Source organism: Bradyrhizobium sp. BWC-3-1 (genome assembly GCF_032917965.1).
In the GTDB taxonomy this organism is placed as follows: domain Bacteria; phylum Pseudomonadota; class Alphaproteobacteria; order Rhizobiales; family Xanthobacteraceae; genus Bradyrhizobium; species Bradyrhizobium canariense_D.
On record NZ_CP136625.1, the window covers coordinates 6,354,084 to 6,380,184 of the forward strand.

Annotated in this window: 21 protein-coding genes; 12 read left to right on the forward strand and 9 right to left on the reverse strand. The window is 63.8% G+C overall.

The features are described 5' to 3' along the window. Positions 1–9: 9 nt before the first annotated feature. From RX329_RS30735 to RX329_RS30750, 4 genes are read right to left on the reverse strand one after another with little or no spacing between them, the layout of a single operon-like run. Entirely contained in the window at positions 10–1,005 is a 996-nt protein-coding gene (locus RX329_RS30735; RefSeq protein ID WP_317244760.1) for an alpha/beta hydrolase, read from the reverse strand. Positions 1,006–1,015: 10 nt separating this feature from the next. Next, complete coding sequence (locus tag RX329_RS30740) at positions 1,016–2,566, reverse strand: wax ester/triacylglycerol synthase family O-acyltransferase (protein ID WP_317244761.1); 1,551 nt, start codon at positions 2,564–2,566, stop codon at positions 1,016–1,018. 44 nt (positions 2,567–2,610) lie between these two features. Beyond that, positions 2,611–3,411 (reverse strand): alpha/beta hydrolase, encoded by an 801-nt coding sequence (locus RX329_RS30745; protein WP_317244762.1) that lies wholly within the window; start codon positions 3,409–3,411, stop codon positions 2,611–2,613. Beyond that, the gene (locus tag RX329_RS30750; RefSeq protein WP_007593837.1) at positions 3,411–3,668 is read right to left on the reverse strand and encodes a DUF6489 family protein; all 258 of its coding nucleotides are present in this window, start codon (positions 3,666–3,668) and stop codon (positions 3,411–3,413) included. Before RX329_RS30750 ends, RX329_RS30745 begins: the two co-directional genes overlap by 1 nt. Before the next feature lie 304 nt (positions 3,669–3,972). On the opposite strand from RX329_RS30750, the gene RX329_RS30755 reads away from it, so the two are divergent. From RX329_RS30755 to RX329_RS30810, 12 genes are all read left to right on the forward strand, one after another. Next, the gene (locus RX329_RS30755; protein WP_317244763.1) at positions 3,973–5,571 is read left to right on the forward strand and encodes an ABC transporter substrate-binding protein; all 1,599 of its coding nucleotides are present in this window, start codon (positions 3,973–3,975) and stop codon (positions 5,569–5,571) included. 101 nt (positions 5,572–5,672) lie between these two features. After that, positions 5,673–6,653, forward strand: coding sequence for an ABC transporter permease (locus tag RX329_RS30760; RefSeq protein WP_317244764.1), 981 nt, complete (start codon positions 5,673–5,675; stop codon positions 6,651–6,653). Beyond that, a complete protein-coding gene (locus RX329_RS30765; RefSeq protein WP_007593845.1) occupies positions 6,654–7,622 on the forward strand; it encodes an ABC transporter permease in 969 nt (322 codons plus the stop codon). Between the two features lie 13 nt (positions 7,623–7,635). Continuing rightward, complete coding sequence (locus tag RX329_RS30770; protein ID WP_317244765.1) at positions 7,636–8,622, forward strand: ABC transporter ATP-binding protein; 987 nt, start codon at positions 7,636–7,638, stop codon at positions 8,620–8,622. Then, positions 8,619–9,608 (forward strand): oligopeptide/dipeptide ABC transporter ATP-binding protein, encoded by a 990-nt coding sequence (locus tag RX329_RS30775; protein ID WP_317244766.1) that lies wholly within the window; start codon positions 8,619–8,621, stop codon positions 9,606–9,608. The genes RX329_RS30770 and RX329_RS30775 overlap by 4 nt, the downstream gene beginning before the upstream one ends. An 81-nt stretch (positions 9,609–9,689) precedes the next feature. Beyond that, positions 9,690–11,495: a gamma-glutamyltransferase family protein gene (locus RX329_RS30780; protein WP_317244767.1), complete on the forward strand. Its 1,806-nt coding sequence runs from the start codon at positions 9,690–9,692 to the stop codon at positions 11,493–11,495. Between the two features lie 9 nt (positions 11,496–11,504). Continuing rightward, the gene (locus RX329_RS30785) at positions 11,505–12,215 is read left to right on the forward strand and encodes a DUF1028 domain-containing protein (RefSeq protein ID WP_085362288.1); all 711 of its coding nucleotides are present in this window, start codon (positions 11,505–11,507) and stop codon (positions 12,213–12,215) included. Next, positions 12,212–13,201 (forward strand): ABC transporter ATP-binding protein, encoded by a 990-nt coding sequence (locus RX329_RS30790; protein ID WP_317244768.1) that lies wholly within the window; start codon positions 12,212–12,214, stop codon positions 13,199–13,201. The genes RX329_RS30785 and RX329_RS30790 overlap by 4 nt, the downstream gene beginning before the upstream one ends. Further along, positions 13,201–14,301 (forward strand): dipeptide ABC transporter ATP-binding protein, encoded by a 1,101-nt coding sequence (locus RX329_RS30795; protein ID WP_317244769.1) that lies wholly within the window; start codon positions 13,201–13,203, stop codon positions 14,299–14,301. The genes RX329_RS30790 and RX329_RS30795 overlap by 1 nt, the downstream gene beginning before the upstream one ends. Positions 14,302–14,324: 23 nt before the next feature. Beyond that, positions 14,325–15,836, forward strand: coding sequence for an ABC transporter substrate-binding protein (locus tag RX329_RS30800; RefSeq protein WP_317244770.1), 1,512 nt, complete (start codon positions 14,325–14,327; stop codon positions 15,834–15,836). Positions 15,837–15,993: 157 nt separating this feature from the next. Then, the gene (locus RX329_RS30805; RefSeq protein ID WP_317244771.1) at positions 15,994–16,935 is read left to right on the forward strand and encodes an ABC transporter permease; all 942 of its coding nucleotides are present in this window, start codon (positions 15,994–15,996) and stop codon (positions 16,933–16,935) included. Positions 16,936–16,939: 4 nt separating this feature from the next. Next, positions 16,940–17,827: an ABC transporter permease gene (locus RX329_RS30810; RefSeq protein ID WP_085352146.1), complete on the forward strand. Its 888-nt coding sequence runs from the start codon at positions 16,940–16,942 to the stop codon at positions 17,825–17,827. Here RX329_RS30810 and RX329_RS30815 read toward each other — a convergent pair. The 5 genes from RX329_RS30815 to RX329_RS30835 all read right to left on the reverse strand — a co-directional run bounded on the left by RX329_RS30815 (position 17,824) and on the right by RX329_RS30835 (position 26,046). Further along, on the reverse strand, positions 17,824–18,570 hold the full coding sequence (locus RX329_RS30815) for a hypothetical protein (protein WP_085352145.1): 747 nt from the start codon (positions 18,568–18,570) through the stop codon (positions 17,824–17,826). The two genes, RX329_RS30810 and RX329_RS30815, sit on opposite strands and share 4 nt — an antisense overlap. 9 nt (positions 18,571–18,579) lie before the next feature. Continuing rightward, the gene (locus tag RX329_RS30820; protein WP_317244772.1) at positions 18,580–19,830 is read right to left on the reverse strand and encodes an adenylate/guanylate cyclase domain-containing protein; all 1,251 of its coding nucleotides are present in this window, start codon (positions 19,828–19,830) and stop codon (positions 18,580–18,582) included. Further along, positions 19,827–20,216, reverse strand: coding sequence for a response regulator (locus RX329_RS30825; RefSeq protein WP_317244773.1), 390 nt, complete (start codon positions 20,214–20,216; stop codon positions 19,827–19,829). The genes RX329_RS30820 and RX329_RS30825 overlap by 4 nt, the downstream gene beginning before the upstream one ends. Continuing rightward, positions 20,213–22,810: an ATP-binding protein gene (locus RX329_RS30830; RefSeq protein WP_317244774.1), complete on the reverse strand. Its 2,598-nt coding sequence runs from the start codon at positions 22,808–22,810 to the stop codon at positions 20,213–20,215. The genes RX329_RS30825 and RX329_RS30830 overlap by 4 nt, the downstream gene beginning before the upstream one ends. Positions 22,811–22,950: 140 nt before the next feature. Then, positions 22,951–26,046: a MexW/MexI family multidrug efflux RND transporter permease subunit gene (locus tag RX329_RS30835; protein WP_026233289.1), complete on the reverse strand. Its 3,096-nt coding sequence runs from the start codon at positions 26,044–26,046 to the stop codon at positions 22,951–22,953. Positions 26,047–26,101 lie beyond the last annotated feature (55 nt).

The following is a 26,101-nucleotide window of genomic DNA, read 5'->3' on the forward strand; positions in this document are numbered from 1 at the left end:
CGTTGCGAGCTAGCCAAACCGCCTTCTGCGCCATTCGATCAGCTTCGCACTGACCTCTTCCGGCTTCTCCTGCTGCGTCCAATGGCCGCTGTCGCGGACCAGATACTTTTCAAGATCAGGGATCAGCTTGTCCATGCCATCGGCAGAAGACGGCGGCAACACCGCGTCGTTCTCGGCCATGATCATCAGCGACGGCACGCGCACCGTATGATCGAGCCCTTCGGCGCGCATCCAGTTGCGGGACATATTGCGGTACCAGTTGATGCCGCCGGTGAATCCTGTCCTGGTGAAATTGTCGACGAACACCTTTTTCTCTTCCGGCGACAGGATCGGCGTGCGCGGATCGTGCTTCGCATCGTAGCCCGCGATCATCTGCGGGAATGCCAGGTTCAGACGCGGCGAAGCACCGACACCCGCGACGACTTCCTCCCCCGGAGCATCTGCCGGGCGCGGTACAGGCCTGCGCATGAAGGCATCGAAGGTCTGCTCGACGCGGCTGCCAAAGATCCTGTCAGGCTCACGCGCCGGGTCCTGGAACTGCACGATATACATCTTTTCGCCGAAGCGCGCGCGCAGGAGCTCGATCGGATCGGCCCAGGCGCGGTTGGTATGAGGCGTATTGATGCCGACCACGCCGGCCACTCGATCGATGTGCCGGAGCGGCATCTGCCAGACGATGAAGCCGCCCCAGTCATGACCGAGGAAGATCGCCTTGTCGATCTGAAGATGGTCGAGCAATCCGATCAGATCGCCGGTGAGGTGCTCGATGTCGTAGTCCTCGACCGGCTCTGGCCGGTCGGTCGCGCCGTAGCCGCGCTGGTCCGGCGCGATCACGCGGATGCCGGCTTCGCTCAGCGCCTTGATCTGGTGGCGCCAGGAAAATGCGAGTTCGGGCCAGCCATGGCACAGCACGATTGGCGGCTTGTCCGTGACCGGGCCCGCCTCGTAATAACCCATGCGGATTCCGTTCGTCTGCACGAACTTGAGCGGTGGCATTTCAATCATCGGGACATTCCTACTCAGCGGCGCCCTTGATGTCCGCCGCGGGCGAAGCATAAGCAGCCTCCAGCGCGGCAAACTCCTCCGGCAGCATGTCGCACATCACCTGCACGTGCGGAATGATGTTGGCGCCGACGATGAAGCCGAAATCGAGCTGGTCGCGATAGCTCTGCACGGTGATGTTGAGCGCCTGTCCGTGCGTCGAGATCGACACCGGGAATATGTGCAACAGCTCCGCGCCCGCGGCGTACAGCGTCTGCCGCGGCCCCGGCACGTTGGACACCGTGATGTTCGCAGCCGGCGGCAGCACATTCGACAAGTCAGAGCGGCTGTAGAGCAGCGCCATGATCTGAACGATGATCGGCGCGCCCAGCATCGAGATGTTGGAGACCTGCGGCATCAGCGCCCGCAGCGGATGCGACATCTCCTTGGACTTGGTCGATTGCGCGATAATGGCTTCCAGGCGCGCCTTGGGATCGTCGATGTTGGTCGCGATCGAGCAGATCATGCCGAACACCTGGTTGTTGGCTTCGGTGTTGCCTTCCTCGCGCAGCGAGATCGGCACGGCAGCGGTCAGGGACTTCGCCGGCAGCGTTCCGTATTGCTGCAGGTAGCGCCGGACCACGCCGGAGGCAAGGGCCAGCACGACGTCGTTGAGCTTGCCGCCGGCCTGCTTGGCCAGCACCTTGGATCGCGACAGCGAGATCGAGACGCCGGCGAAGCTGCGCTCGGACGAGATCGATTTGTTGAGCATGGTCGGCGGCGACACCATGCTGGCGAGGCTCTCGCGCGATTTTGGATCGGATATCTTGCCGAGCACGTCCGAGACACTCTTGACCATGGTCGGGATGTTGCCGGCAAAGCGTACCGCACTCTCGATCTGGTACATTGCATTGTCGAACAGGATCGAACCGATGTCGCTCTTGCCGGTGCGCGGCAGTTGCAGGTTCTTCGCGGCCGCCGATGCATCGAGCGGCTGGGTGAAGAGCTGCTGGTAGGAATCGACCAGGTTCGCTGCGAGGTCGCGCGGCTCCTGCCCGGGCTTCGCTCCCGCGGTCGGCGCATCCACCTTCCGCGGGATCGGCGAGATATCGTAGATCATGTTGGTCAGCGCCGCACCGGCGCCGCCGTCGATGGCGGCGTGATGCATCTTCGAATAAAGTCCGACCTCGTTGTCCTTCATGCCCTCGAACACGTAGAACTCCCAGAGCGGGCGGGCGCGGTTCAAGAGCTTGGCGTGCATCCAGCCCACGATGCGTTCGAGCGTGGCGCGGTCGCGCGGCTGGGGCAGGCTGGCGCGGAAGATGTGACGGTCGATGTCGAACTGATCGTCCTCGACCCAGGAGGGATGATCGATGTCGAGCGGCGCCTTCTCGAGCCGCGCTTTGAGGATCGGCGCGATGTGCAGGCGCGAGACGATCATCGCCTTGAAATCTTCGAAGAAGTCGCCCTTGTAGTCGTCCGGCAGGCGAAAGATCGCCATGCTCCCGACATGCATCGGCATTTCCGGCGTTTCCAGATAGAGAAACGACGCATCCAGCGACGACAGCTTCTTACCGTCAGCCATGGTTCCCTCCCGAATTTGACGGGCGCCTTAGGCGGCGCTTCTCGTCAGGCCGATACTGCCTGTTCCGGCGGGGCATATGCAATGGCAAACGGCCCTGCCCTGTGAAATGGCCAGAACTCCCCCTCCGGTTGCGCAAGGCGGTCCGCCACGGCCCACAGCGCTGCGGGATTTACCCCAAGTCCGATATGGCTGGCCAGGTGCACCTCGATGTTCTCGGCACGGTCGGAGGGACGCAGCAGGCAGGTCCGCCAGTTCACGATGCCGTCGGCGCGCGAATAGATCGACGTCGCCGGCACCGGCAGATCGCCGGCGATCGCCTCGCGCAGCTCGGCGAAATCCTCTACTCGCTCGCCGGACATCATCTCGTAGAGCCTCGTCGCATTGGTTGCCCGTATGTCATTGGCAAAAGGGCTGCCGAGCGTGATGACATTGCGGACCATGTCGGGCGCCTGGAGCGCGAGATCGCGTGCATAGACGCCGCCGAGACTCCACCCGACCAGGCTGACCTTGTGTCCGGTCGCAGCATGGATTTCGCCGAGACGGGCGCGCAATGAATCTCGCATCCGTCCGAACCCGCCGAAATTTCGGCCCATGCGCCAGGCATGCGCCTCATAGCCGAGTTCGCTGAGATAGCGCCGCATCGGCGCCATCGAGAGGTCGCTGGCGAGGAAGCCAGGCAGCGCCAGCACCGGATGGCCATCGCCTTTGGGCGCCCGCATCAGGACCGGCGACAGCAGCAGGCTGGCGTTGAGTTCGAGCAACCCACGGGCTTCGGCGAGCAGCAAAGCAAGGCCGGGCGGACGAAGCCGGCCTGGCGTCTGCGGCCCGTCCGGACCGGGCGGCATTATTTCTTCTTGTCGCCGCTGCGCGTGCCGCCGAGGCCGGCCATGGTGACGAACATGTCCTGAAACCGCTCGGCAAGCTTTGGATCGAAGGTGAACCAGCTCTGGATCAGCGATTCCGGCGAGACCTTGTCGATGTTGCTCAGAACCTGCTGCTGCAGCTTGTCCATTACCGCCGTCTGCATCGGTGCCAGGTCGGGCAATCCGATGAACTGACGGGCTTCGAGGGGGGTACAGTCGATTTCGATGTTAACTTTCATGTCCCCTCCAGATGAGATTCGAGCGGCCGTCCGCAGTATCGCCGCGAGACGGTGTGCAACGCAAGCGACCTGAGGCCGGTCGCGGCGCTCCGGCTTCCCCGATCGGCGGATATGGTCAATCAAAATCGGCCGCGGCCGCGCCCGTCCTCCCGTCATGCCGGTCAGCATTGCTGCACAGCGGCGCAACTTGGCGCGTTCCTTGCTGGAATGGCGCTTGCACGGGTCGAGAACTCTGGGCAACATGGTTCGATCAGCCCCGCCGAACAATCAAAAATGACGGTGCGGGCGAGTGGAGAGGTCAAGAATGTCAGTCGGACGAAGTCTGTTTGCGGCGACGCTCGCCAGTATGCTTGCGTTGGCGGTTTCGCCGGCGTCGAGCCAGACGCTGCGCTACGCCAACCAGGGTGAACTCAAGTCGCTCGACCCGTACACGCTGAACGAGTCGACCACCAGTGCGCATCTCGGTCATGTCTATGAGGGCCTGGTTGCCCGTGGCAAGGACCTGAAGATCGTCCCGGCACTCGCCGAAAGCTGGGAGACGCCGGAGCCGACACGCTGGCGCTTTCACCTGCGCAAGGATGTCAAATTCCACAACGGTGACCCCTTCACCGCGGACGACGTGGTGTTTTCGGCCGAACGCGTGCGGGCGAAAGGTTCGAATTTCCAGAGCCGCGTTCCCGCCGATGCCAAGGTGGTCAAGATCGACGATTACACCGTCGATTTCATCCTGACCTCGCCCAATCCCATTCTGACGGCGCTGTGGGCGACCTGGTACATCATGGACAAGAAATGGGCAGAGGCGAACGATGCGGTGGCACCGACGCCCGCAGCCGCGACGACCCCGAGCTACGCCTCGCTCCATGAAAACGGCACCGGACCCTTCACCATCGAGAGCCATCAACCGGGCGTGAAGACCGTCTTCAAGGCCAATCCGAACTGGTGGCGTAAGCCGGAGCATAATCTGAAGGAGATCGTCTTCACGCCGATCGCCAACCCCGCCACGCGTGTTGCGGCGCTGTTGTCCGGCGAAGTCGACGTGATCGAGCCGGTTCCGGTCCAGGACATCGAGCGCGTGAAAGCGAGTCCGAACGCCACCGTGCTGACGGGACCTGAACTCCGCACCATCTTTGTCGGCATGGATCAGGCGCGTGATGAGCTCTTGTACTCCAACGTCAAGGGCAAGAACCCGTTCAAGGATGTTCGCGTCCGCGAAGCCGTCTACCGGGCGATCGACATCGACCTGATCAAGAATCGCGTCATGCGCGGACTGTCCACGCCGTCCGCATTGATGGTTGCACCAGAGATCTTTGCCTCGAAGGATTTCACCCGGCCGAAGCTCGATCCCGACGCCGCCAAGAAGCTTCTGGCTGACGCCGGCTATCCCGAGGGTTTCGAAGTCACAATGGACTGCCCCAACGATCGCTACGTCAATGACGCCGCGATCTGTCAGGCCGTCGTCGGCATGCTCGCCCGCATCGGCCTCAAAGTGGAGCTGCTGGCGCAACCCAAGGCCCAGTATTTCGCCAAGGTTCTGAAGCCCGGCGGCTACAAGACGTCGTTCTTCATGCTGGGCTGGACCCCCGACACGTTGGACTCCCATAACGTCCTGCACGACATCATGGGTTGCCGCGATGATCCCAAGGATCCCAACCGCGGCGAAGCCAATCTCGCTGGTTACTGCAACAAGCAATTCGACGAACTCGCGGACAAAGTTCTCCTGGAACTCGATACGGCCAAGCGCGATCTGCTGATCAAGCAGGCTTGGGAGATCTCGATGAAGGACTGGGCCTACGTGCCGCTGCATCAGCAGGCGCTGGCCTGGGGCGTGTCCAAGAAGGTCAAGCTGACCCAGCGTGCGGACAACCAGGTCCTGCTCTACTGGGCGACCAAGCAGGACGAATAGGTGTCGACATGTTGTGAAGTCCCGGAAGCCCTGGCTTCCGGGACTTGCTATTTCGGGCTAACGCAATGATGCGTGCCACTGAAGAAATGTGAAAGGAACAGATGCTCGCTTTCACACTGCGCCGGGCCATTCAGGCCATTGGTGTCATGATCGCCGTCGGGATCATCTCCTTCTCGATGTTTCGTTTCGCCGGCGATCCCGTGAACCAGATGGTCGGGATGGACACGTCCGGCGCCGAACGCGCCGCGATCCGCAAATCGCTCGGCCTCGACGATCCCGTGATCGTGCAGTTCGGCCGCTATATCGGCAACGCTGCGCAGTTCAAGTTCGGCGTCTCCTACCAGTTCCGCCTGCCTGTCGCCAATCTTCTGATGGAGCGGATGCCCGCGACCCTGGAGCTCGCGACCTGCGCCACCATCTTCGCGATGCTCTGCGGCATCCTGATGGGTGTCTATTCGGCGCTTCGCCGCGACAGTTGGCTCACACACGCGTTCCAGGCGATCTCGCTGATCGGCATCTCGCTGCCGACCTTCCTGATCGGCATTCTCATGATCTACCTGTTCTCGGTGACGCTCGGCTGGCTGCCCTCGTTCGGCCGCGGCGACGTCGTGCATATCGGCTGGTGGACGACAGGTCTGCTGACGTTGTCGGGACTGAAGGCGCTGATCATGCCCTCGATCACGCTGGGCTTGTTCCAGATGACGCTGATCATGCGGCTGGTCCGCACCGAGATGCTCGAAGTCATGCGCACCGACTACATTCGCTTCGCCCGTGCCCGCGGCCTCACCACGCGCGCCATCCATTACGGTCATGCGCTGCGCAACACGCTGATCCCCGTCATCACGGTGGCCGGCCTGCAATTTGGCTCGGTAATTGCATTTGCGATCATCACCGAGACCGTGTTCCAGTGGCCCGGCATGGGGTTGCTGTTCGTGCAGGCCGTGCAGAATGTCGATATCCCGATCATGGCCGCCTATCTGATGATGGTGTCCCTGATCTTCGTCACCATCAATCTCGTGGTTGATATCCTCTACACCATCGTCGATCCGCGGCTGCGCTCGACGATCAGCCGGGCACATTGAATGAGCGAAGCCGTCGTCCCGCACAAGGTCGAAGAACGCGGCCCGCGCGCCGACGCGCCGGGTTGGTTCAAACGCGCGCTCGACAGCGACCTGTTCTATTCATTTCGCCGCTCCAAGATCACCATGGTCGCAGCGGCGGTGACGCTGCTGTTCTTCCTGGTCGCGATCCTCGCCTCGGTGCTGTCGGTCCAGAATCCCTTTGACCCGGCACAGCTCCAGCTGATGAACTCGCGCATCTCGCCATTATGGACCTCCGACGGCCAGAGCCCGTTCCTGCTCGGCACCGACGAACAAGGTCGGGACGTGTTGTCCGCGATCCTTTACGGCATGCGCATCTCGCTTCTCGTCGGCGTGCTCGGCGTCGTCTTCTCCGGCGCGATCGGCATCCTGCTCGGGCTGACGGCGGGCTATTTCGGCGGTGCCGTCGACGGGCTGATCATGCGCATCGCTGACGTGCAGCTTTCATTCCCGGCGATCCTGATCGCGCTGCTGATCAACGGCATCGCCAAATCGGTCTTCGGCAACAAGCTCGACGAGATGAGCATGCTGGCTGTCCTGGTCTTCGCGATCGGCTTGAGCTTTTGGGTGCAATATGCCCGCACCGTGCGCGGCTCCGTCATGGTCGAGAAGAACAAGGACTATGTCGCCGCCGCCCAGCTCATTGGCCTGCCCGCCCCGGTGATCATGTTGCGCCACGTGCTGCCGAACACGATGGGGCCCATTCTCGTCATCGCCACCATCAATCTCGCGCTCGCTATCATCACCGAGGCGACGCTGTCGTTCCTCGGCTCGGGGATGCCCGAGACCATGCCATCGCTGGGCACGTTGATCCGGATCGGCAACAACTACCTGTTCGCGGGCGAATGGTGGATCGTCGCCTTCCCTGGAATCGCACTCGCGGCGCTGATCCTGTCGATCAATCTGCTCGGCGACTGGCTGCGTGACGCGCTTAACCCGAAACTCCGATGAGTATGCAGCGTTCATGACCGAGCCCGTTCTCTCCGTTCGTAATCTTCAGGTTGAGTTCGCCTCCCGCCGGGGCACGCTGCGCGCGATCGATAATGTCTCCTTCGACATCGCCAAAGGCGAGGTGCTCGGTGTTGTCGGCGAGTCCGGCGCCGGCAAATCGGTCACCGGACTCGCGGTCATTGGCCTGATCGATTCCCCGGGCCGCATCTCGGGCGGCGAGATCCGCCTTTCCGGCCTGCGCATCGACAATCTGCCGCCAGAAGAGATGCGCCGCGTGCGGGGAAAACGCATCGGCATGATCTTCCAGGACCCCCTCACCTCGCTCAATCCGCTATACAAGATCGGCGACCAGCTCATCGAGACGATCAGAACCCATCTGAACCTGTCCGAGACCGCCGCCCGCCGCCGAGCCATCGACCTGCTCGCCGAAGTCGGAATCCCGGCTCCGGAAAAGCGCATCGACGGCTATCCGCACGAATTCTCCGGCGGCATGCGCCAGCGCGTGGTGATTGCGCTCGCGATCTGCGCCGAACCGGAGCTGATCATCGCCGACGAGCCGACCACCGCGCTCGACGTCTCGGTGCAGGCGCAGATCATCTCGCTCATCAAGCGTCTCGGGCGCGACCACGGCACCGCGGTGATGCTGGTGACCCACGACATGGGCGTGATCGCCGAGACCTCCGACCGGGTCGCGGTGATGTACGCCGGCCGCGTCGCAGAGATCGGTCCGGTGCAGGATGTCGTGCAGAACGCGCTGCATCCCTACGCCAAGGGCCTGATGGGCGCGATCCCGACGCTCGCGGGCGATGACAAGCGCCTGGTGCAAATTCCCGGCTCGATGCCGCGATTGTCGGCGATTCCGCGCGGGTGCTCGTTCAATCCACGCTGCGCATTTGCGTTCGATCGCTGCCGTGTCGAGCGACCGGAGCCACTGCCACGGGGCGCGCAATCGGTCGCCTGCCATCTCTATGACGGCGTGCCGGCGGAGAGCGCGGCATGAGCACTCCCTTCGTCCAGGCCACGAATCTGCGGCGCGTCTTTGACGTCTCGAAACCCTGGCTCAACCGCATGCTCGAAGGCGGGCAGCTCGAATATCTCAAAGCCGTCGACGGCGTCACCTTCGACATCAGGAAGGGCGAGACCTTTGCACTGGTCGGCGAATCCGGCTCGGGCAAGACCACGGTGGCGCGGATGATCGTCGGCTTGCTACCGCCAAGCTCCGGCAACGTCTTGATCGACGGCATCTCAATGACCGATCCGCGGCAGGCCCAGGCGCGGCGGAAACTGCGCCGCCGCATCCAGATGATCTTTCAGGATCCCTATGCGAGCCTGAACCCCCGCTTCCGGGTCGACGCCATCATCTCCGAGCCGATCCGCGCGTTCGACCTGATCGATGGCGAGCGCGACATCCAGGCGCGGGTCGGAGAGCTTCTCTCCCTCGTCGGCCTGCATCCCGACGACAGGTTGAAATTTCCGCACGAGTTCTCGGGCGGCCAGCGTCAGCGCATCGCGATCGCCCGCGCGCTCGCCTCCGACGCGGAGTTCATTGTCTGCGACGAGCCGACCTCCGCGCTCGACGTCTCCGTGCAGGCGCAGATCCTGAACCTGATGCGCGACCTCCAGGACAAGTTCGGCCTGACCTACATGTTCATCAGCCACAACCTCGCCGTGGTCCGCCACATGGCGAGCCGCGTCGGCGTGATGTATCTCGGCCGCATCGTCGAGATCGCGGAAGGGCGCGAGCTGTTTGCCCGTCCGCGCATGCCCTATACCAAGATGCTGCTCGGCGCCGTGCCCGATCTTGCCATGAGCGGCCGCCAGCGCATTCCCGTGAAGGGCGAGATCCCGAACCCGATCAATCCGCCGCCCGGGTGCGCCTTCAATCCGCGCTGCCCGCTGGCGTTCGATCTCTGCCGCAAGGAAGCACCGAGCCTGATCGACGGCGTCGCCTGCCACGCGGTCAACACCGCGCCGGTACCGGCGTGACGCGCGCGTGCCATGCAGCCTGCGCATTTGGCGGCGGCCTGGCCCTGTGATCAATTGCGCGCGCCGCAGATGAGGTAGTCCATGGCCAGCATCGTCAATCCCGATCCCTTCACGACACGCCCCGAGATCGAAGGCACCTTCGGGGTCGTCGCGACCACGCACTGGATCGCGACCGCTATCGGTATGGCGACCCTTGAAAAGGGCGGCAATGCCTTTGACGCAGGTGTCGCCACCGCTTTCACGCTTCAGGTGGTCGAGCCGCACCTGAACGGCCCGGGCGGCGACGTTCCGATCATCGTGCACGACGTGAGGCGCGGCCGCACCGAGGTGATCTGCGGCCAGGGTCCGGCACCGGCCCGCGCCACCATCGCGCATTACAAGAGCGAAGGCCTCGACATGGTGCCTGGCACCGGCCTGCTCGCCGCCTGCGTCCCCGGCACCTTCGAATCCTGGATGATGCTGTTGCGTGACTACGGCACGATGCGCGTGCGCGACGTGCTGGAGCCCGCCATCTCGTATGCGCGCGACGGCTATCCGCTGGTCGAGCGCGCCTGCGCCACGATCCAGACCGTCGAGCAATTATTCCGCACGCACTGGCCGACATCAGCCGCCGTCTATCTCCCGAATGGCCAAGTCCCAAAACCCGGCACGCTCTTCACCAACAAGACACTTGCAGCGACCTACGCACGAATCCTGAGCGAAGCCGAAAGCGGCGGCGGCGGCCGCGACGCCGAGATCGAGCGCGCACGCAAGGCGTGGTCGCAAGGCTTTGTCGCGGAAGCCATCGACAAATTCTGCCGAACGCAGGACGTGATGGACGTCAGCGGCTCGCCACATCGCGGCGTGCTGTCGGCCGATGACATGGCGCGCTGGCAGCCGACGGTCGAGGCTCCGCTCACCTACGATTATGGCCGCTACACGGTCTGCAAGGCCGGGGTCTGGAGCCAGGGTCCCGTGACGCTGCAGCAACTCGCGCTGCTGAAGGGCTTTGCCCTCGATGGGCTCGATCCGACCGGACCGGAGTTCATCCATCTCCAGATCGAATGCGCAAAACTCGCCTTTGCCGATCGCGAAAAATTCTACGGCGACCCCAAGTTCAGCGAAATCCCGATCGCAACGCTGCTGTCAGATGCCTATAACGACGAACGTCGTAAGTTGGTTACCGAGAAAGCTTCGCTCGATCTCCGGCCCGGCACGGTCGAGGGCCTTGGCGGCGTGGTCAAGCTGCGCCGAGCTGAGGGCCAGCGCGAGGCCGTCGGCGCGCTCGGCGCCGGCGAGCCAACCGTGGGGCGCTTCGGCGAGGTGCGCGGCGACACCGTGCATTTCGACATCATTGACAAGGTCGGCAACATGGTGTCCTCGACGCCGTCGGGAGGCTGGCTGCAATCCTCGCCTGTCATTCCCGAGCTGGGTTTCTGCCTCGGCAGCCGCGCACAAATGTTCGATTTGGAGGAGAACCAACCGAGCTCGCTCGCGCCGGGCAAACGGCCCCGCACCACGCTGTCGCCGACCATGGCACTGCGCGACGGCGAGCCTTATCTCGCCTGGGGCTCGCCCGGCGGCGACCAGCAGGACCAGTGGATCACGCAGTTTTTCCTCCGACACGTCCACTGCAATCTCAATCTCCAGGAGTCGATCGACGCGCCGGCCTGGCATTCCGAGCATTTCCCGATCTCGTTCTGGCCCCGCACCGCGCGCCCCGGCGTGCTCGTGATCGAGAACCGCGTGCCGAAGGCGACGATCGAGAACCTGCGTGAGCGCGGACATATCGTCGAGGTCGGTCCGGACTGGTCCGAAGGCCGCCTCACCGCGGCCTCGCGCGTCGGTCCGCGCCGCCGCGCCGCCGCCAATCCGCGCGGCATGCAGGGCTACGCCGCAGGACGCTAAAGGCAGCACATGACCTGGTCGATCATCGCGCGCGATTCTGCTACCGGCCAGTTTGGCATCGCCGTTGCCACGCGCTTCTTCGCCGTCGGCGCGCGTGTCCCCTACATCGCGGCGGGCCTTGGCGCCATCGCGACGCAGGCTTTCGTCAATCCTTATTACGGTATCGACGGCGTCAAGCTGCTGCGTGAGGGCCTCAACGCGCACGACGTGCTGGCCGCCCTGCTCGCGACCGACGACGGCCGCGAGAGCCGCCAGATTCACATCATGGACGCCAGCGGCGCGATTGCCGCGCATACCGGGCGCGACTGCGTGGATTGGTGCGGGCACATTGCGGGCAGCGGCTTCTCGATCGCCGGCAACATGCTCGCGGGCGCCGACGTGCTCGACGAGACCGCAAAAACCTATATCGCCAATGACAGCCTGCCCTTCCCGCGCCGCCTGCTTGCCGCGCTGCGCGCGGGCGAGGCCGCTGGCGGCGACAAGCGCGGCAAGCAGTCCGCCGCGCTCCTGATCCACGGCGAGGAGGAATGGCCGGCGCTGGACCTGCGCGCCGACGATCATCCCGATCCGCTCGGCGAGCTCGAGCGGCTCGAGCGCGTCAGCCACGAACTCTGGGTCCACTTCCGCGTTTCCATGCCAACCCGGCAGAACCCTGCCGGCAACACCGATCGCAGCGTCATCGACGCCAGCATCGCCGCAGCGCGCGCAATACGCTCATGAACCCGAGCCCCCTCATCGAGATCAGCGATCTGCGCATTCGTTTTCACGGCGACGACGGCTGCGTCACCCATGCGGTCGACAGCGTCGATCTCAGCGTCGCCAATGGCGCGACGCTCGGCCTCGTCGGCGAATCCGGCTGCGGCAAGAGCGTGACGTCGCTGGCGATCATGGGCCTGCTGCCGAAGCAGAGCGCGGAGATCTCCGGCGCGATCCGCTTCGACGGTTTCGACCTGCTTAAGACGTCGGACCAGACGCTGCGGGACCTCCGCGGCAACCGGCTCGCGATGATCTTTCAGGAGCCGATGACCTCGCTCAATCCGAGCTTCACCATCGGCGACCAGATCATCGAGACGATTTTGCGCCACCGCGGCGGTTCGCGCAGGAGTGCGCGCGAGCGGGCGATCGATCTGCTGCGTCGCGTCCACATCCCCTCGCCCGAGCGGCGGATCGACGAATATCCGCACAAGCTCTCCGGCGGCATGCGCCAGCGCGTCATGATCGCGATGGCGCTCGCCTGCGACCCGCGGCTGCTGATCGCGGACGAGCCGACCACCGCGCTCGATGTCACGCTGCAGGCGCAGATCCTGGAGCTGATGCGCGAATTGAAGGCGGCGAGCGGCGCTGCCATCATCCTGATCACCCACGATCTCGGCGTCGTCGCCGAAGTCTGCGACGAGGTCGCGGTGATGTATGCCGGCGAGATCGTCGAGCGCGCGCCGGTGGACGAGCTGTTCTCAGCGCCGCAGCATCCCTACACCGTCGGCCTGCTCGGCTCGATCCCGCGGCTTGACCATCGCGCCGACCAGCTCGCCACGATCGAGGGCATGGTCCCGAACATGATGCAGCCGCCCGCGGGATGCCGCTTCGCCGCACGCTGCCCCTTCGTGCTGGACGCCTGCACCAAGGCGCCGCCCCCGCTGCTCGAAGTCAGCCCCGGCCACCTCTCGCGCTGCCTGCGCGCCCCGCTCGAACGTCTGGTGTCGTGATGGCTCTGCTCGAGGTTCAGGGTCTGCTCAAGCATTTCGTCGCCGAGCGTTCGCTGTTCGGCCGGGCGCTGGCGCATGTCAAAGCCGTCGATGGCGTTTCCTTCTCGCTCGATGCCGGCAAGACGCTAGCGCTGGTCGGTGAATCCGGCTGCGGCAAATCCACCGTTAGCCGCCTGATGCTGCGGCTGATCGAGCCGGATGCAGGCACGATCCGTTTCGAAGGCCGCGATCTGCTCTCGCTCGACGCCGGCGCACTGCGCGCCTTTCGCCGCGAGGCGCAGATCATCTTCCAGGACCCCTACGCCTCGCTCAATCCGCGCATGACCGTCGGCCAGATCCTGACCGAGCCGCTGGCGCTGCACAATCTGGTGCCGCCCGCCCGGCGGCGCGAACGCGTCGAGGAGATCCTGCGGCTGGTCGGGCTGGAGCCGCGGCTGGCGCGTCGTTACCCGCACGAGTTTTCCGGCGGCCAGCGCCAGCGTATCGCCATCGCCCGCGCGCTCGCGGTCGAGCCGAAACTGATCATCTGCGATGAGCCGGTCTCGGCGCTCGACGTCTCGATCCGCTCGCAGATCCTCAATCTGCTGCGCGAGCTGCAGGACCGGCTCGGGCTGGCCTACATTTTCGTCTCGCACGACCTCGCGGTGGTCAAGCACATCGCCGACCACGTGGCGGTGATGAATCTCGGCCAGATCGTCGAGACGGCGGCGGCGGACGCGCTGTTTGCCGCACCGCGTCATCCCTACAGCCGGGCTCTATTGTCCGCGATTCCCGTGCCTAAACCGCGGGCAAAGCGCAGCCGCATTGTGCTGCAGGGCGAAATCCCCAGCGCGCTCAATCCGCCGCCGGGATGCCGCTTCCACACCCGCTGCCCCTACGTGGTCGACCGTTGCCGCAACGAAATGCCTCAGCTCGTGCAGGATGGCATCGGACATGCAACGGCATGCCACCGAACGTCGGAACTGCCGTCGTCCGAGGCGATCGTCCCAACGGACGGCGGCTTCTCCCCGGTTCTCGAAAAATTGGTCGCCGCCTTCAGCGGCGGCCCGGAAGCAGTCCGCGGCAGCGGGGTTAGTTCATTGGGGACGAACCCGGCATAGCCGTAAAACAGAGGTTGAGAGCGATGAGTCCTATGCGTTTGGCACTCCTGGCGTCGGCATTGCTGACGTCGCTCGTAGGCGCGGCCCAAGCCCAGACCACACTTCGCATCGGCATCGCCGAGGATCCTGACATCCTCGATCCCAGCATCGGCCGCACCTATGTCGGCCGCATCGTGTTCTCCGCCTTCTGCGACAAGCTGTTCGACATCGACGAGAAGCTCAACATCATGCCGCAGCTCGCGCTGTCGCATGAGACCTCGCCCGACGGCAAGGAGATGACGATCAAGCTCCGGCCCAACGTGAAATTCCACGACGGCGAGCCGCTCGACGCGGAAGCCGCAAAGTTCTCGATCGAGCGTCACATGACGCTGCCGACCTCGTTCCGCAAGTCCGAGCTCGCCAGCGTCGACCATGTCGAAATCGTAGACCCTCTGACCATCAAGCTGGTGCTTAAGACACCTTACTCCCCGCTGATCGCCCAGCTGACCGACCGCTCCGGCATGATGGTGTCGCCGAAGGCTGCCAAGGAGGCCGGCGACAAGTTCGGCCTGCATCCGGTCTGCGCCGGTCCCTACAAGTTCGTCGAGCGCGTGCAGCAGGACCGCATGGTCTTCGAAAAATTCGCCGACTATTGGAACAAGGACAACATCCATATCGACCGGGTGGTCTTCCTGCCGATCGTTGACGCCACGGTGCGCCTTGCCAACCTGAAGTCCGGCGGACTCGATCTGATCGAGCGCGTGCTCGCCACCGACATCAAGGACGTGCGTGCGGATTCGCGGCTCGTGCTGTCGACGGCACCGGAGCTCGGCTATTACGGCCTGACCGTCAATATCGGCAACGACAAAGCAAAGGGGCCGCTCAGCCAGTCGGCGAAAGTACGCCAAGCGCTCGATCTGTCGATCGATCGCGAAGCTCTCAACCAAGTTGTCTTTAACGGCGAGTTCACCCCAGGCAATCAATGGGTCAGCCCGACACATCCCTATTACCAGAAGGCGTTCCCGGTCCACGGCCGCGACGTCGCGAAGGCCAAGGCGCTGCTGAAGGAAGCGGGCATCACCTCGCCGGTGACCGTCGACTACATGATCCCCAAGGGCGCGGAGAACGAAGCGGTTGCCCAGGTGATCCAGTCGATGGCGGCGGAAGCGGGCTTCGACATCAAGATCCGCGCGGTCGAATTCGCGACCACCTTCAAGCAGGCCCAGGCCGGCGAGTTCCAGATCTTCCAGATCAACTGGAGCGGCCGCATCGATCCCGACGGCAACTCCTACATCTTCATGCGCAGCAAGGCACCGCAGAACGATGGCGTCTATTCGAACCCGGAAGCCGACAAGCTGATGGAAGACGGCCGGCTGACCGCCAAATTCGATGAGCGCAAGGCGATCTACGAACAGCTGACCGGGATCGTGCTCAACGATTTGCCGATCATCTACATCTACCACCGCACGCTCCTGATTGCGCACACGACCAAGCTCCAGGGTTACAGGCAGATGCCCGACGGGCTGGTGCGCGTGGTCGGGCTGAAGTTCAAGTGACGAAGCTGACGATAGATGCGTGTCCCGGACGCGGCGCAGCGCGTAAGCGCTGCTCCGCAGAGCCGGGACCCATAGTGACGGCACATCGTGAAAGATGGGTCCCGGTTCAGCAGCGCAACATTGCATGTTGCGCTGCGCCCGGGACACGGGCCGGACCATGCTGAACTTCCTCGCCCGCCGCATCGCGCAGATCGTGCCGACACTGTTCTTCGTGTCGGTGCTGATCTTCTCGCTCCAGCAATTGTTGCCAGGTGATCCAGCGCTGGTGATGGCCGGTGAGGAGCGCGATCCCGCCGTGATCGAGCAGATGCGCCAGCAATACCGGCTCGATCAGCCGATCCCCGTGCAGTACGTTTATTGGCTCAAGGGCGTTCTATCAGGCAATTTCGGTGAATCGCTGCGCAACAAGATGCCGGTGCGCGAGCTGATCGCGCAGAAGCTGCCGGTGACGCTCCAGCTCGGCTCGATGGCGATGTTGATCGCGCTCTTGATCGGCATTCCCGCCGGCATCGTCTCCGCCGTGAAAAGGGGCACCGTCTGGGATTATGGTGCCAATTTGTTCGCGCTGTGGGGCATCTCGACGCCGAATTTCTGGCTCGGCATCATGCTGATCTTCCTGTTCTCGATCGAACTCGGCTGGCTGCCGGCGTCCGGCTACGTGCCGTTGACTGAGAACTGGCGCGCGAGCCTCGCCGCCACCATCATGCCGGCCTTCGTGCTCGGCAACGCAATTTCCGCGGTCCTAATGCGGCACACCCGGAGCGCCATGCTGCAGGTGCTGGAAAGCGACTATGTCCGCACCGCGCGCGCCAAGGGATTGTCCGAACGCTCGGTCATCCTCAAGCACGCCATGCGCAACGCACTCACGCCAATCATTACGCTCGGCGCGCTCGAGCTCGGCACGCTCTTGTCGGGCGCGGTTCTGACTGAGCAGATCTTCTCCATTCCGGGCTTCGGCAAACTGATCGTGGACGCCGTGTTCAACCGCGACTACGCGGTGGTACAGGGCGTCGTGCTGGTGACGGCGACGGTCTACATCACACTGAACCTGGTTGCCGATGTCGCCTACATCCTCGTCAATCCGCGGCTACGGGGCTAGACTCATGACCGATGCCGCCCTGCCCGCTGCTCCCATCGCGCAAGCTGACGAGCTGGACAGCCCGGCGCGTCGCGCCCGGCGGCGCCTGTTCAAACGCAAGGCCGCAGTGTTCGGACTTGTCATGATCAGTTTGTTCGTCGGCTTCGCGGCTCTCGCGCCGCTCGTCGTTCCCTACGATCCCATCGCGACGAGCTGGAGCCTGGTTCGCAAGCCGCCCACGACGGCGCACTGGTTCGGCACCGACGAGCTCGGTCGCGACATCCTGAGCCGCGTCGTCTACGGCGCCCGCGCCTCGCTGCTCGCCGGCCTCACCTCGGTGGCGATCGCTCTGGGCGTCGGCGTTCCGCTCGGCCTGCTTGCCGGCTATCGCGGCGGCTTCGTCGATGCACTGATCAGCCGGATGACTGACGCGATGCTGGCCTGCCCATTCCTGATCCTGGCGATCGCACTCGCCGCATTCCTCGGTCCGAGCCTTGGCAACGCCATGATCGCGATCGGCATCTCGGCAACCCCGATTTTCATCCGCCTGACCCGCGGCCAGGTGCTGGTTGTCAAGGCTGAGGACTATGTCGAGGCGGCGCGCGCGCTCGGCAATCCGCCGTGGCGGATCGCGTTCTCGCACATCCTGCCGAACATCCTGCCGGCGCTGCTAGTGCAGGCGACGCTGTCGATTGCGGCCGCCATTATCGCCGAAGCCGCGCTGTCCTTCCTTGGCCTCGGCCAGCAGCCGCCGGCGCCATCCTGGGGCAGCATGCTCAACGCAGCGCAGCGCTTCCTGACCCAGGCGCCGTGGATGGCGATCTGGCCGGGGCTTGCGATCTTCCTCGTGGTGCTGTCGCTGAACCTGCTCGGCGACGGCCTGCGCGACGCGCTCGATCCACGCCAGCGCTAGATCACGACCTCGCGCATCACGCGGCGGCAATCCATCTCGTATTCGAGATCGACCACCGGCGGCCGGGCATAGTGCCAGGTCAGGCCGGACCGCAACGCCCCGCGGCGGACGAGTTCGTCGACCAGCGCGTGGTGGAAGTCGTGCACGGAATAGGCCTGCACGCCGGTCGTGTCCTTCCAGCCGAAGCCGAAGGCCGTCATCCTGTTCTCCATCTGGGACGTCGTCGTGAAGCGCACCTTCTCGCGAAGGCCTTCCGGGCTGAGGTCGCGGTAGCGCACGGTGCGCTCGACATAGGTCCCGCCGCCCTCGCGCGCCTCGGCGCCGCCGGAAATCACGAAGCTCGGCGTCTTCGAGCTTGTCGGCCGCGTGAAGGAGAACGCGTAGAACGACGGCTCGGCCGGTGGATCGATCTCTGGACAGACATTGCTGCGCGCCACCGGATTGGTGGTGCCGTCGAAGATGCCCCATTCGGACAACGTCTTCACATAGTGCAGGTTGAACGCGCGAAAACCTTCTTCGCTGAAGGCCGCGGGCGAGCGCAGTTCGCAAGCGCAGAAGGCCGTCAGCGGCCGCCCCGCCTCCTGGATATGCTTCGCGGCAAGCGCAAAGCCTTCGGCGAGCGGCACCAGCCGGTCGAAGCGGACGCGCTCGATCTCATAGCCATCGTCTGCGGCCGCACCGGCCGAATACTGGAATACGGACGGAATGAAACGGTAGTTGCCGGCGGAGAATTCACCAATCATGTCGGACTCCTATTCCAGTTGCATGCGAATGCCCTTGTCGCCGTTAAGCAGGCGCTTCAGGTGAAAGCCGGCCAGGGAATCGCCGGCATGCATGCCGACCAGCGCCGCGAAAGCCGGCATGGCGGCGGCATCACCGGCTTCCATCTTGGCAAAAGCTTCGGAATACAGCGCCGTTTCCGGCGCAGCGAATTGGGCCGGCGTCAGCGGCTCGAACGCGCGCAACGCTTCGCTGCGTCCGCGCAGCATCAGCTCCCCGACGGGACGACCTCGAAAATTCTCAGCCGCCTCGGCGATGCCGGCACTGACGCAAATCCGCGTGCCCAGATGCTTGTTCGCGGCTTCCAGTCGCGCCGCGATGTTGATGGAGTCGCCATACGCGGTGTAGTCGAAAAACCGGTTGCCGCCGAAATTTCCGACCAGTGCCGGCCCGGCGTGAATGCCGATGCGGGTGGTGCCGAAATTCACCCCTCTCGGCTTCCAGCGCGCGGAAAAATCCTCCGCCCAGGCGTCGAGCTCGTGCGCGCAGGCAACCGCACGCGTCGCATAATCGGGCTGATCTCCGGGCGCATTGAAGAGCACCTGGATTGCATCGCCGATGATCTTGGCAACCGTCCCCTCATGCGTGAAGACGATTTCGGTCATGCCGCCGACATATTCGTTGAGAAGCGCGCCCAGCGTCTCCGGCGGCGCACTCTCGACCAGCGAGGTGAAGCCCGTTATATCCGTGAAGATGGTCGCGATATCGCGCCACTGCACTTCGATTCCCTCGCTCTCACCGCCGGCCGCCAGACGCTTGGCGAGCTCGGGCGAGAAATGACGCGAGAGCGCGGCGTGAGCGCGCTCGGCTTCCGTCTGGCGGCGCCGCGCCTCCCGCAGCATCTCGATATGGCGGATGGTCTTCTCGATCGTCATCTCCAGGTCGGCGAAATCGATCGGTTTGGTCAGAAAGTCGAACGCGCCGCGGTTCATCGCAGTGCGAATGTTGCTCATATCGCCATAGGCCGACAAGATGATGGTGGACTTCTTGTCGTCCGCTTCCTGGAGCTTCGCCAGCAGTGACAACCCATCCATCCTTGGCATGTTGATGTCGGAGACCACCATGTCGACATGCGGATTCTGCTCGAGCGATTGCAACGCCTCGACGCCGTCTCGCGCGAACATGATGGTCACCGACCCATCGCGAATCTGCTTGCGGAATTTTTGCAGGACCAACGCCTCGAGATCCGGCTCGTCGTCGACGAAGAGGATGGTCGCGGTCATGCGGCTTTCTCGAGCCTTGTGTCGATTTCCTGCCGCAGCAGCGCGAAATCGATCGGCTTGGTGAGGAGTGCGACCGCGCCGCGCTCGATCGCCTTCCGGCGCGTCTCGGCGTCGCCATAGGCGGTGATCATGATGACGGGAACGTTCGGATGCGCAAGACGCACCTTCGGCAGCATGTCGAGCCCGCTCATGCCGGGCATGTTGATGTCGGACAAAATCAGGATCAACGAGGGATCGCGCACCTCGGCGGCGAGCTTCAGCGCATCGGGTGCCGACGACGCGAATTCCATCTGGAAGCGGCCGGCGCGCAAATCGCGCCGAAACTGCTGCCGGAACAGCGCCTCGACGTCGGGCTCGTCATCGACGACCAGGATGTAAACGTTCAAGTCTTGCCTCCGGAAGTGCCGTCCGCCGCCATTACGCGCGGCAGGGTGATGATGAATTCGGTGAATACGCCTGGTGCGGTGTTCACGTCGATCGTGCCGCCGTGCTGTTTCACCACGATGTCATGGCTCATGGAAAGGCCGAGCCCGGTGCCCTCGCCGGCCGGCTTGGTGGTGAAGAAGGGATTGAACATCTTCTCCTTCACCTCGGACGGGATCCCGGTGCCGTTGTCGCGAATGCGGATTTCGACCCTGTCGCCGAGCGTTCTGGTTGCTGCGCGCAGGGTGGGCTCGAAGGCGTCTGCGGCGCTCTCCTTGCGCTGGGCAGTGGCGTAGAAGCCATTCGAGATCAGATTGAGGACGACTCGCGTAATTTCCTGCGGATAGATATCGACCATGCCTGCGGCGGGGTCGAAGCCGCGCTCTATCGTGACGTTGAAGCCGGGCTTCTCGGCTCGCGCGCCGTGATAGGCGAGGTTGAGGCTTTCCTCGACGATGGCATTGATGTCCGCCGGACGGCGCTCTCCGGAGCCCTCGCGCGAATGCAGGAGCATGTTCCTGACGATGGAATCGGCGCGCTTGCCGTGCTGCACCACCTTTTCGAGGTTGCTCCTGAGCATGCCAGTCAGCTCGTCGACCTCCGCCTTCGTCTTGCCGTCGAGCGAGGCCGCCTGCAGCGCCTCGTTGAGCTCGTCGATCAACTCGGTCGACACCGCCGAGAAATTGTTGACGAAATTGAGTGGGTTCTTGATCTCGTGCGCGATTCCCGCCGTGAGCTGGCCGAGCGACGCGAGCTTCTCGGTCTGGACCAGGCGGTCCTGCGCGGTGCGAAGATCGTCGAGGGATTGCGACAGCTCCGTCGTGCGCTTGCGCAATTCGTTCAGCAGTCGCGTATTCTCGATGGCGATGACGGCTTGCTTCGTGAAGTTCTCAACCAACGCGATTTGCTTGTCGGTGAACGGCCGGACCTCCTTGCGATAAACCGCGACGGTTCCGATCAGCTCGCTTTCCCTCATCATGGGCACGATTACGATCGTACGGGCGCCGGCGACGTCTGAGATTCCACGAATGGTCGGACCTCCGGCAAGATAGGCCGGAGTTTGTTGCACATCGTGAACGTGGACGACTTGACGTGTTCTGACGACCACGGCAAGCGCGCTCTCCGGATGGGGACGGATCGCCATATCTTTCCGCGAAGCCGCGAACGCAGGCGGCACATTGTAGTCCGCAGCAATTGTGAAATTCTCTCCATCCCACAAATTCATGACGCCGAAACTCGCGCCACAGACTCGTGTGGCATTCTCGAGCATCTTGTGGAACACCGGTGCGAGTTCGCCCGGAGACGAACTGATGACCTGCAACACTTCCGACGTCGCCGTCTGCTGCTCGAGCGACTCGGTCAACTCGGCGGTTCTCACCTCGACCTTCTTCTCCAGGTCCGCATAGGATTCCTGCAGGCGCTCGCCCATGTCATTGAACTGGTCCGCGAGCCCCTCCAGTTCGTCTCCGGTTCGGATCGAGATGCGCTGGGAGAAATCGCCACTGCCGATGCGCTCGGCACCGCTGCGCAGCGCCTGGATCGGCCCGACCATGCGGCGCGCGAGGAATATCCCGGCAAGCACCGCGAAGATCGACGCCGCGAGCAGCACGAATGCAAGCCGTTCCAACGCGGCATAGAGCGTCGCATAGGCCTCCTCGACCGGGAGCTCGACGAACATGGTCCAGTGCAGCGGCGCGATCGGGGCCGACGCGGTCAGCACCGTCTGTCCCTGGAGATTGCGCGCTTCGGAAAGCGGGTCGAACGCGGCGCTGCCTCCGGCAAGCGCGGCGCGCACCTGGGTGAGACCAGACATGTCGGTGTTGCGCAGGACCAGGCTGATATCGGGGTGCGCGATCAGGCGTCCCTCCGGACCCACCACGTAGGCGTGTCCGTGCTCGCCGACCTTGATCTGGGAGACGACGTCCCAGATCAGCTTGAGATTGACCTCCGCGATACTGACGCCGGCATCCTTGCGCGACCCAGCCTGCGCCAGGGTCATATACGGCTCGGACTCCCTGCGGAAATAGACCGGACCGTAATAGACCTTGTGCGCGACCGCCTCGGTAAACTTCGGATCCTCCGACAGGTCGATCCCGCTGTCGGTCGCGTCCATGGCAAGCCGCGAGACCCGGAGCCGCTCCTTGCCGGTCGCATCGACCTGCGCGAGCTCGGTGACCGCAGGGACTTGGCGCAGCAGCCGCAGCGCATCGAAGCGGCGCTGCTCGAGCGAGCCCGCCGACCAGGGCAGCTGCGTGGTCCAGCCGAGCTGGCTCTCGATCTCCTTGACGAACTGACCGATCTTGGCAGCGGCCGCCTCGGCTTGTTCATGCTGAACCCGGATCAGCGCGGCCTTGTGCTCGCGATAATAGAAGAGGACCTCGAACAGGCCGTTGGCCAGCAGCGCGATCGCGACGACGGCCACGAACAACGCGACATATTTGGTGAACAGCCGCGTCCTGATCCCCTGCCCCGGCATCGTACCGGACGCGACGCCATCCCGCGCGGCGCTCGGCAGCGTCCGTGCTTGCGGGGTGTCGGGATGGAGGGGAAGGCTCATCCCGCTGAACCTAGCAAGAAGACCGGACCTTGTCTCTCGCGAGCGCGGGAAAGCCTGATGGCAGCCGGGCCCCGAGGCAAATAGAAAAGGGCGGCAGCGGATTGGCCGCTGCCGCCCTCGGGTTCGCTTTATCGGTGGCCTCAGGTCGGCCGCAGCGCCTTGGCGTTGAGGTCGAGGTCGTTGACCTGCTTGTTCCGCTCGGAATCGGCCGCCGCGCGATGGTCGGTCGCCAGCACCACGTAGACCGCCGGCAACACGAACAGCGTGAACAACGTGCCGATCGACATGCCGGCCACGACCACCAGACCGATCGAGAAGCGGCTGGCGGCCCCTGCGCCGGTCGCGGTCAGGAGTGGGATCAGGCCCGTCACCATCGCGGCCGTGGTCATGAGGATCGGCCGCAGACGAATACGGGCCGACATTTCGATGGCGGAGCGGCGATCGAGCCGCTCGTTGATCTGGAGCTCGTTGGCGAACTCCACCATCAGGATGCCGTGCTTGGTGATCAGGCCCACCAAGGTCAGCAGGCCGACCTGGGTGTAGATGTTCATGGTCGCCACGCCGAAGAACAGCGGGATCAGTGCGCCAACGATCGCCATTGGCACCGAGATCATGATGACCAGCGGATCGCGCAAGCTCTCGAACTGCGCCGCCAGCACCAGGAAGATGATGATCAGCGCGAAGCCGAAGGTGATCGCGAGCTGGTTGCCTTCCTGCACATACTGTCTGCTGTCAGCCAGATAAGCATGGCTGAAGCCTTGCGGCAGGTTTTTGGCCTCGCTCTCGAGGAAGTCGACCGCCGCACCGACGGTCACGCCGGGCATCGGCACGGCCGAGAAGGTCGCTGAATTGAGCTGATTGTAATGTGTCAGCGAATTCGGCTCGGTCTTGGTCTCGATCGACACAACCGTCGAGAGCGGAAGCTGCTGGCCGGTATTGGTGGTCACGTAGTAGCCGGCGAGCGATTCCGGCGAGAGCCGCTGGCCGCGCGGCACCTGCGGGATAACTTGATAGGAACGGCCCTCGAGGTTGAAGCGGTTGATGTAGTTGCCGCCGAGCAGCACCGCGAGCGTGCTGCCGAGGTTCTGCATGTTGACGCCGAGATCCTGCGCCTTGGTGCGGTTGATCGTCACCTTCACGTTCGGCTGGTTGTAGGCAAGATCACTGTCGGAGACGATGAACATTCCGCTCTTGCGGGCGGCGGCCTTCAGCTTCTCCATCTGTTCGTAGACAGTCTGGAAGCTGGCGGTGGAGTTGATCACCATCTGCACCGGGAGGCCGCCCGGACCGCCCGGCAGCGGCGGCAGGTTGAAAGCGAACGCCTGCACGCCCTCGATCTTGGAGAGCTCGGCCTGCACCAGCGACTTCAGCTGGATCGACGAGCGCTTGCGCTCCTCCCAGGGCTTGAGCAGCATGCCGGCGATACCGCCCTGCGGGCCGTTGATGCCGTTCAGCACGAAGCGCAGATCGGTCTCGGGGAATTTCTGGAATTCCTTGTCGAGCTTCTCGCCGTAAAAATCGACATAGTCGATATTGGCGTATTTCGGCGCCTTGGTCACCGCGAATACGATACCCTGGTCTTCCTCAGGCGCCAGCTCCTTCGACGTGTGCATGTAAAGGAAGCCGACGAGCCCCAGGATGGTCACCGCAAACAGGCCGGTGATGGCCTTGTAGTCGAGCGAGCGGTCGAGCCTGCGCCCGTACCACCGCGTCAGCGCGCCAAACACCTTGTTGACGAACTTGGCGAAGCGCCCCTCTTCCGTGTTCTTCAGCAGCACCGAGCACATCATCGGCGAGAGCGTCAGCGCGATCACGCCGGACACGATCACCGAGCCCGCAAGTGTGAAGGCGAATTCGCGGAACAGCGAGCCGGTCAGACCGCCGAGGAAACCGATCGGAGCGTACACGGCTGCGAGCGTGATGGTCATCGAGACGACGGGACCCACGATTTCGCGCGCGCCTTCCAGCGACGCCTGGACCGGCGTTTTCCCTTCCTCCAGATGACGATGGATGTTTTCCACCACGACGATGGCGTCGTCGACCACGAGGCCGATCGCCAGCACCATCGCGAGCAGGGTCAACAGGTTGAAGCTGAAGCCCAGCGCCAGCATCAGCGTGCAGACGCCGATCATCGACAACGGGATGGTGACAACGGGAATGATGACCGAACGGAACGACGCCAGGAACAGGAAGATCACCACGATCACGATGATCACGGCTTCACCCAGTGTCTTCTCGACCTCGTCGATCGAGGATTGGATGAACTTGGTCGAATCGTAGGCGACCTTCATCTTCATCGACGGTGGCAGATTGCGCTCCAGCTCGGGGAATAGCGCCCGCACGCCCTTGACCAGCGTCAGCGGGTTGCCCTGCGGCGTTGCCTGCACACCGATGAAGATGGCGTGCTCGCCGTTGAAGGCGACGCTCGCGTCCGTGCTTTGGGCCGCAAGTTCGACGGTGGCGATGTCCTCCATCCGCACGAAGCCGCCGTCCTTGGCCTTGACGATCATCTTCTTGAACTGGTTGACGTCGGTCAGGCCCGTATTCGTCGATACGTTCGAGACGATGAGATAACCCTTGGTCTGCCCCGCCGCTGACTGGAAGTTGTTGGCGGTGATCGCGGTCGCGACATCCGCAGGCGACACGTTGCGGCCGGCCATCTTGAGAGGATCAAGCCACAGCCGCATCGCAAAGGTCTGGCCGCCGAGAATGTCGGCGGAGGCGACGCCGTCGACGGTCGACAGCACCGGTTGCACAACGCGCGTCAGGTAGTCGGAGATCGCCGAGCCCGACAGCTCTTCGGACGAGAATCCGAGATACATCACGGCCGTGGTCTGGCCCGTGGTCTTGGTGACGATGGGATCGTTGGATTCCTTCGGAATCAGGTATTTGACCGAGTTCGTCTTGGCCAGAACTTCGGTCAGCGCCTGGTTCGGATCGAAGTTCAGCTTGATGTAGACCTGGATCGTCGAGGTGCCGAGCACCGAGGACGAGGTGATGTAATCGACACCTTCGGCGGAGGCGACCGCCTGCTCGATCGGCGTGGTGATGAAGCCCTGGATCAGGTCCGCGGACGCGCCCGGATAGACGGTCGTGATGTTGATGACCGTGTTCGACAGCTTCGGATATTGCCGGATCGGCAGCGTCGTCGCCGCGCGCAGGCCGATCAGCAGGATCAGCAGGCTGACGACGACCGACAGGACCGGGCGTTTGATGAAAATATCAGTAAAGCGCATCGCGGCGATCTCGATTTCTTTGACTTGCAAAGCGCGTGACCCGGCCGTGCCGGAT

Excerpts from the sequence above, each read along its gene's own strand:
- RX329_RS30735 (WP_317244760.1), bottom strand. The coding sequence starts at position 1,005 with ATGATTGAAATGCCACCGCTCAAGTTCGTGCAGACGAACGGAATCCGC.
- RX329_RS30740 (WP_317244761.1), bottom strand. The coding sequence starts at position 2,566 with ATGGCTGACGGTAAGAAGCTGTCGTCGCTGGATGCGTCGTTTCTCTAT.
- RX329_RS30745 (WP_317244762.1), bottom strand. The coding sequence starts at position 3,411 with ATGCCGCCCGGTCCGGACGGGCCGCAGACGCCAGGCCGGCTTCGTCCG.
- RX329_RS30750 (WP_007593837.1), bottom strand. The coding sequence starts at position 3,668 with ATGAAAGTTAACATCGAAATCGACTGTACCCCCCTCGAAGCCCGTCAG.
- RX329_RS30755 (WP_317244763.1), top strand. The coding sequence starts at position 3,973 with ATGTCAGTCGGACGAAGTCTGTTTGCGGCGACGCTCGCCAGTATGCTT.
- RX329_RS30760 (WP_317244764.1), top strand. The coding sequence starts at position 5,673 with ATGCTCGCTTTCACACTGCGCCGGGCCATTCAGGCCATTGGTGTCATG.
- RX329_RS30765 (WP_007593845.1), top strand. The coding sequence starts at position 6,654 with ATGAGCGAAGCCGTCGTCCCGCACAAGGTCGAAGAACGCGGCCCGCGC.
- RX329_RS30770 (WP_317244765.1), top strand. The coding sequence starts at position 7,636 with ATGACCGAGCCCGTTCTCTCCGTTCGTAATCTTCAGGTTGAGTTCGCC.
- RX329_RS30775 (WP_317244766.1), top strand. The coding sequence starts at position 8,619 with ATGAGCACTCCCTTCGTCCAGGCCACGAATCTGCGGCGCGTCTTTGAC.
- RX329_RS30780 (WP_317244767.1), top strand. The coding sequence starts at position 9,690 with ATGGCCAGCATCGTCAATCCCGATCCCTTCACGACACGCCCCGAGATC.
- RX329_RS30785 (WP_085362288.1), top strand. The coding sequence starts at position 11,505 with ATGACCTGGTCGATCATCGCGCGCGATTCTGCTACCGGCCAGTTTGGC.
- RX329_RS30790 (WP_317244768.1), top strand. The coding sequence starts at position 12,212 with ATGAACCCGAGCCCCCTCATCGAGATCAGCGATCTGCGCATTCGTTTT.
- RX329_RS30795 (WP_317244769.1), top strand. The coding sequence starts at position 13,201 with ATGGCTCTGCTCGAGGTTCAGGGTCTGCTCAAGCATTTCGTCGCCGAG.
- RX329_RS30800 (WP_317244770.1), top strand. The coding sequence starts at position 14,325 with ATGAGTCCTATGCGTTTGGCACTCCTGGCGTCGGCATTGCTGACGTCG.
- RX329_RS30805 (WP_317244771.1), top strand. The coding sequence starts at position 15,994 with ATGCTGAACTTCCTCGCCCGCCGCATCGCGCAGATCGTGCCGACACTG.
- RX329_RS30810 (WP_085352146.1), top strand. The coding sequence starts at position 16,940 with ATGACCGATGCCGCCCTGCCCGCTGCTCCCATCGCGCAAGCTGACGAG.
- RX329_RS30815 (WP_085352145.1), bottom strand. The coding sequence starts at position 18,570 with ATGATTGGTGAATTCTCCGCCGGCAACTACCGTTTCATTCCGTCCGTA.
- RX329_RS30820 (WP_317244772.1), bottom strand. The coding sequence starts at position 19,830 with ATGACCGCGACCATCCTCTTCGTCGACGACGAGCCGGATCTCGAGGCG.
- RX329_RS30830 (WP_317244774.1), bottom strand. The coding sequence starts at position 22,810 with ATGAGCCTTCCCCTCCATCCCGACACCCCGCAAGCACGGACGCTGCCG.
- RX329_RS30835 (WP_026233289.1), bottom strand. The coding sequence starts at position 26,046 with ATGCGCTTTACTGATATTTTCATCAAACGCCCGGTCCTGTCGGTCGTC.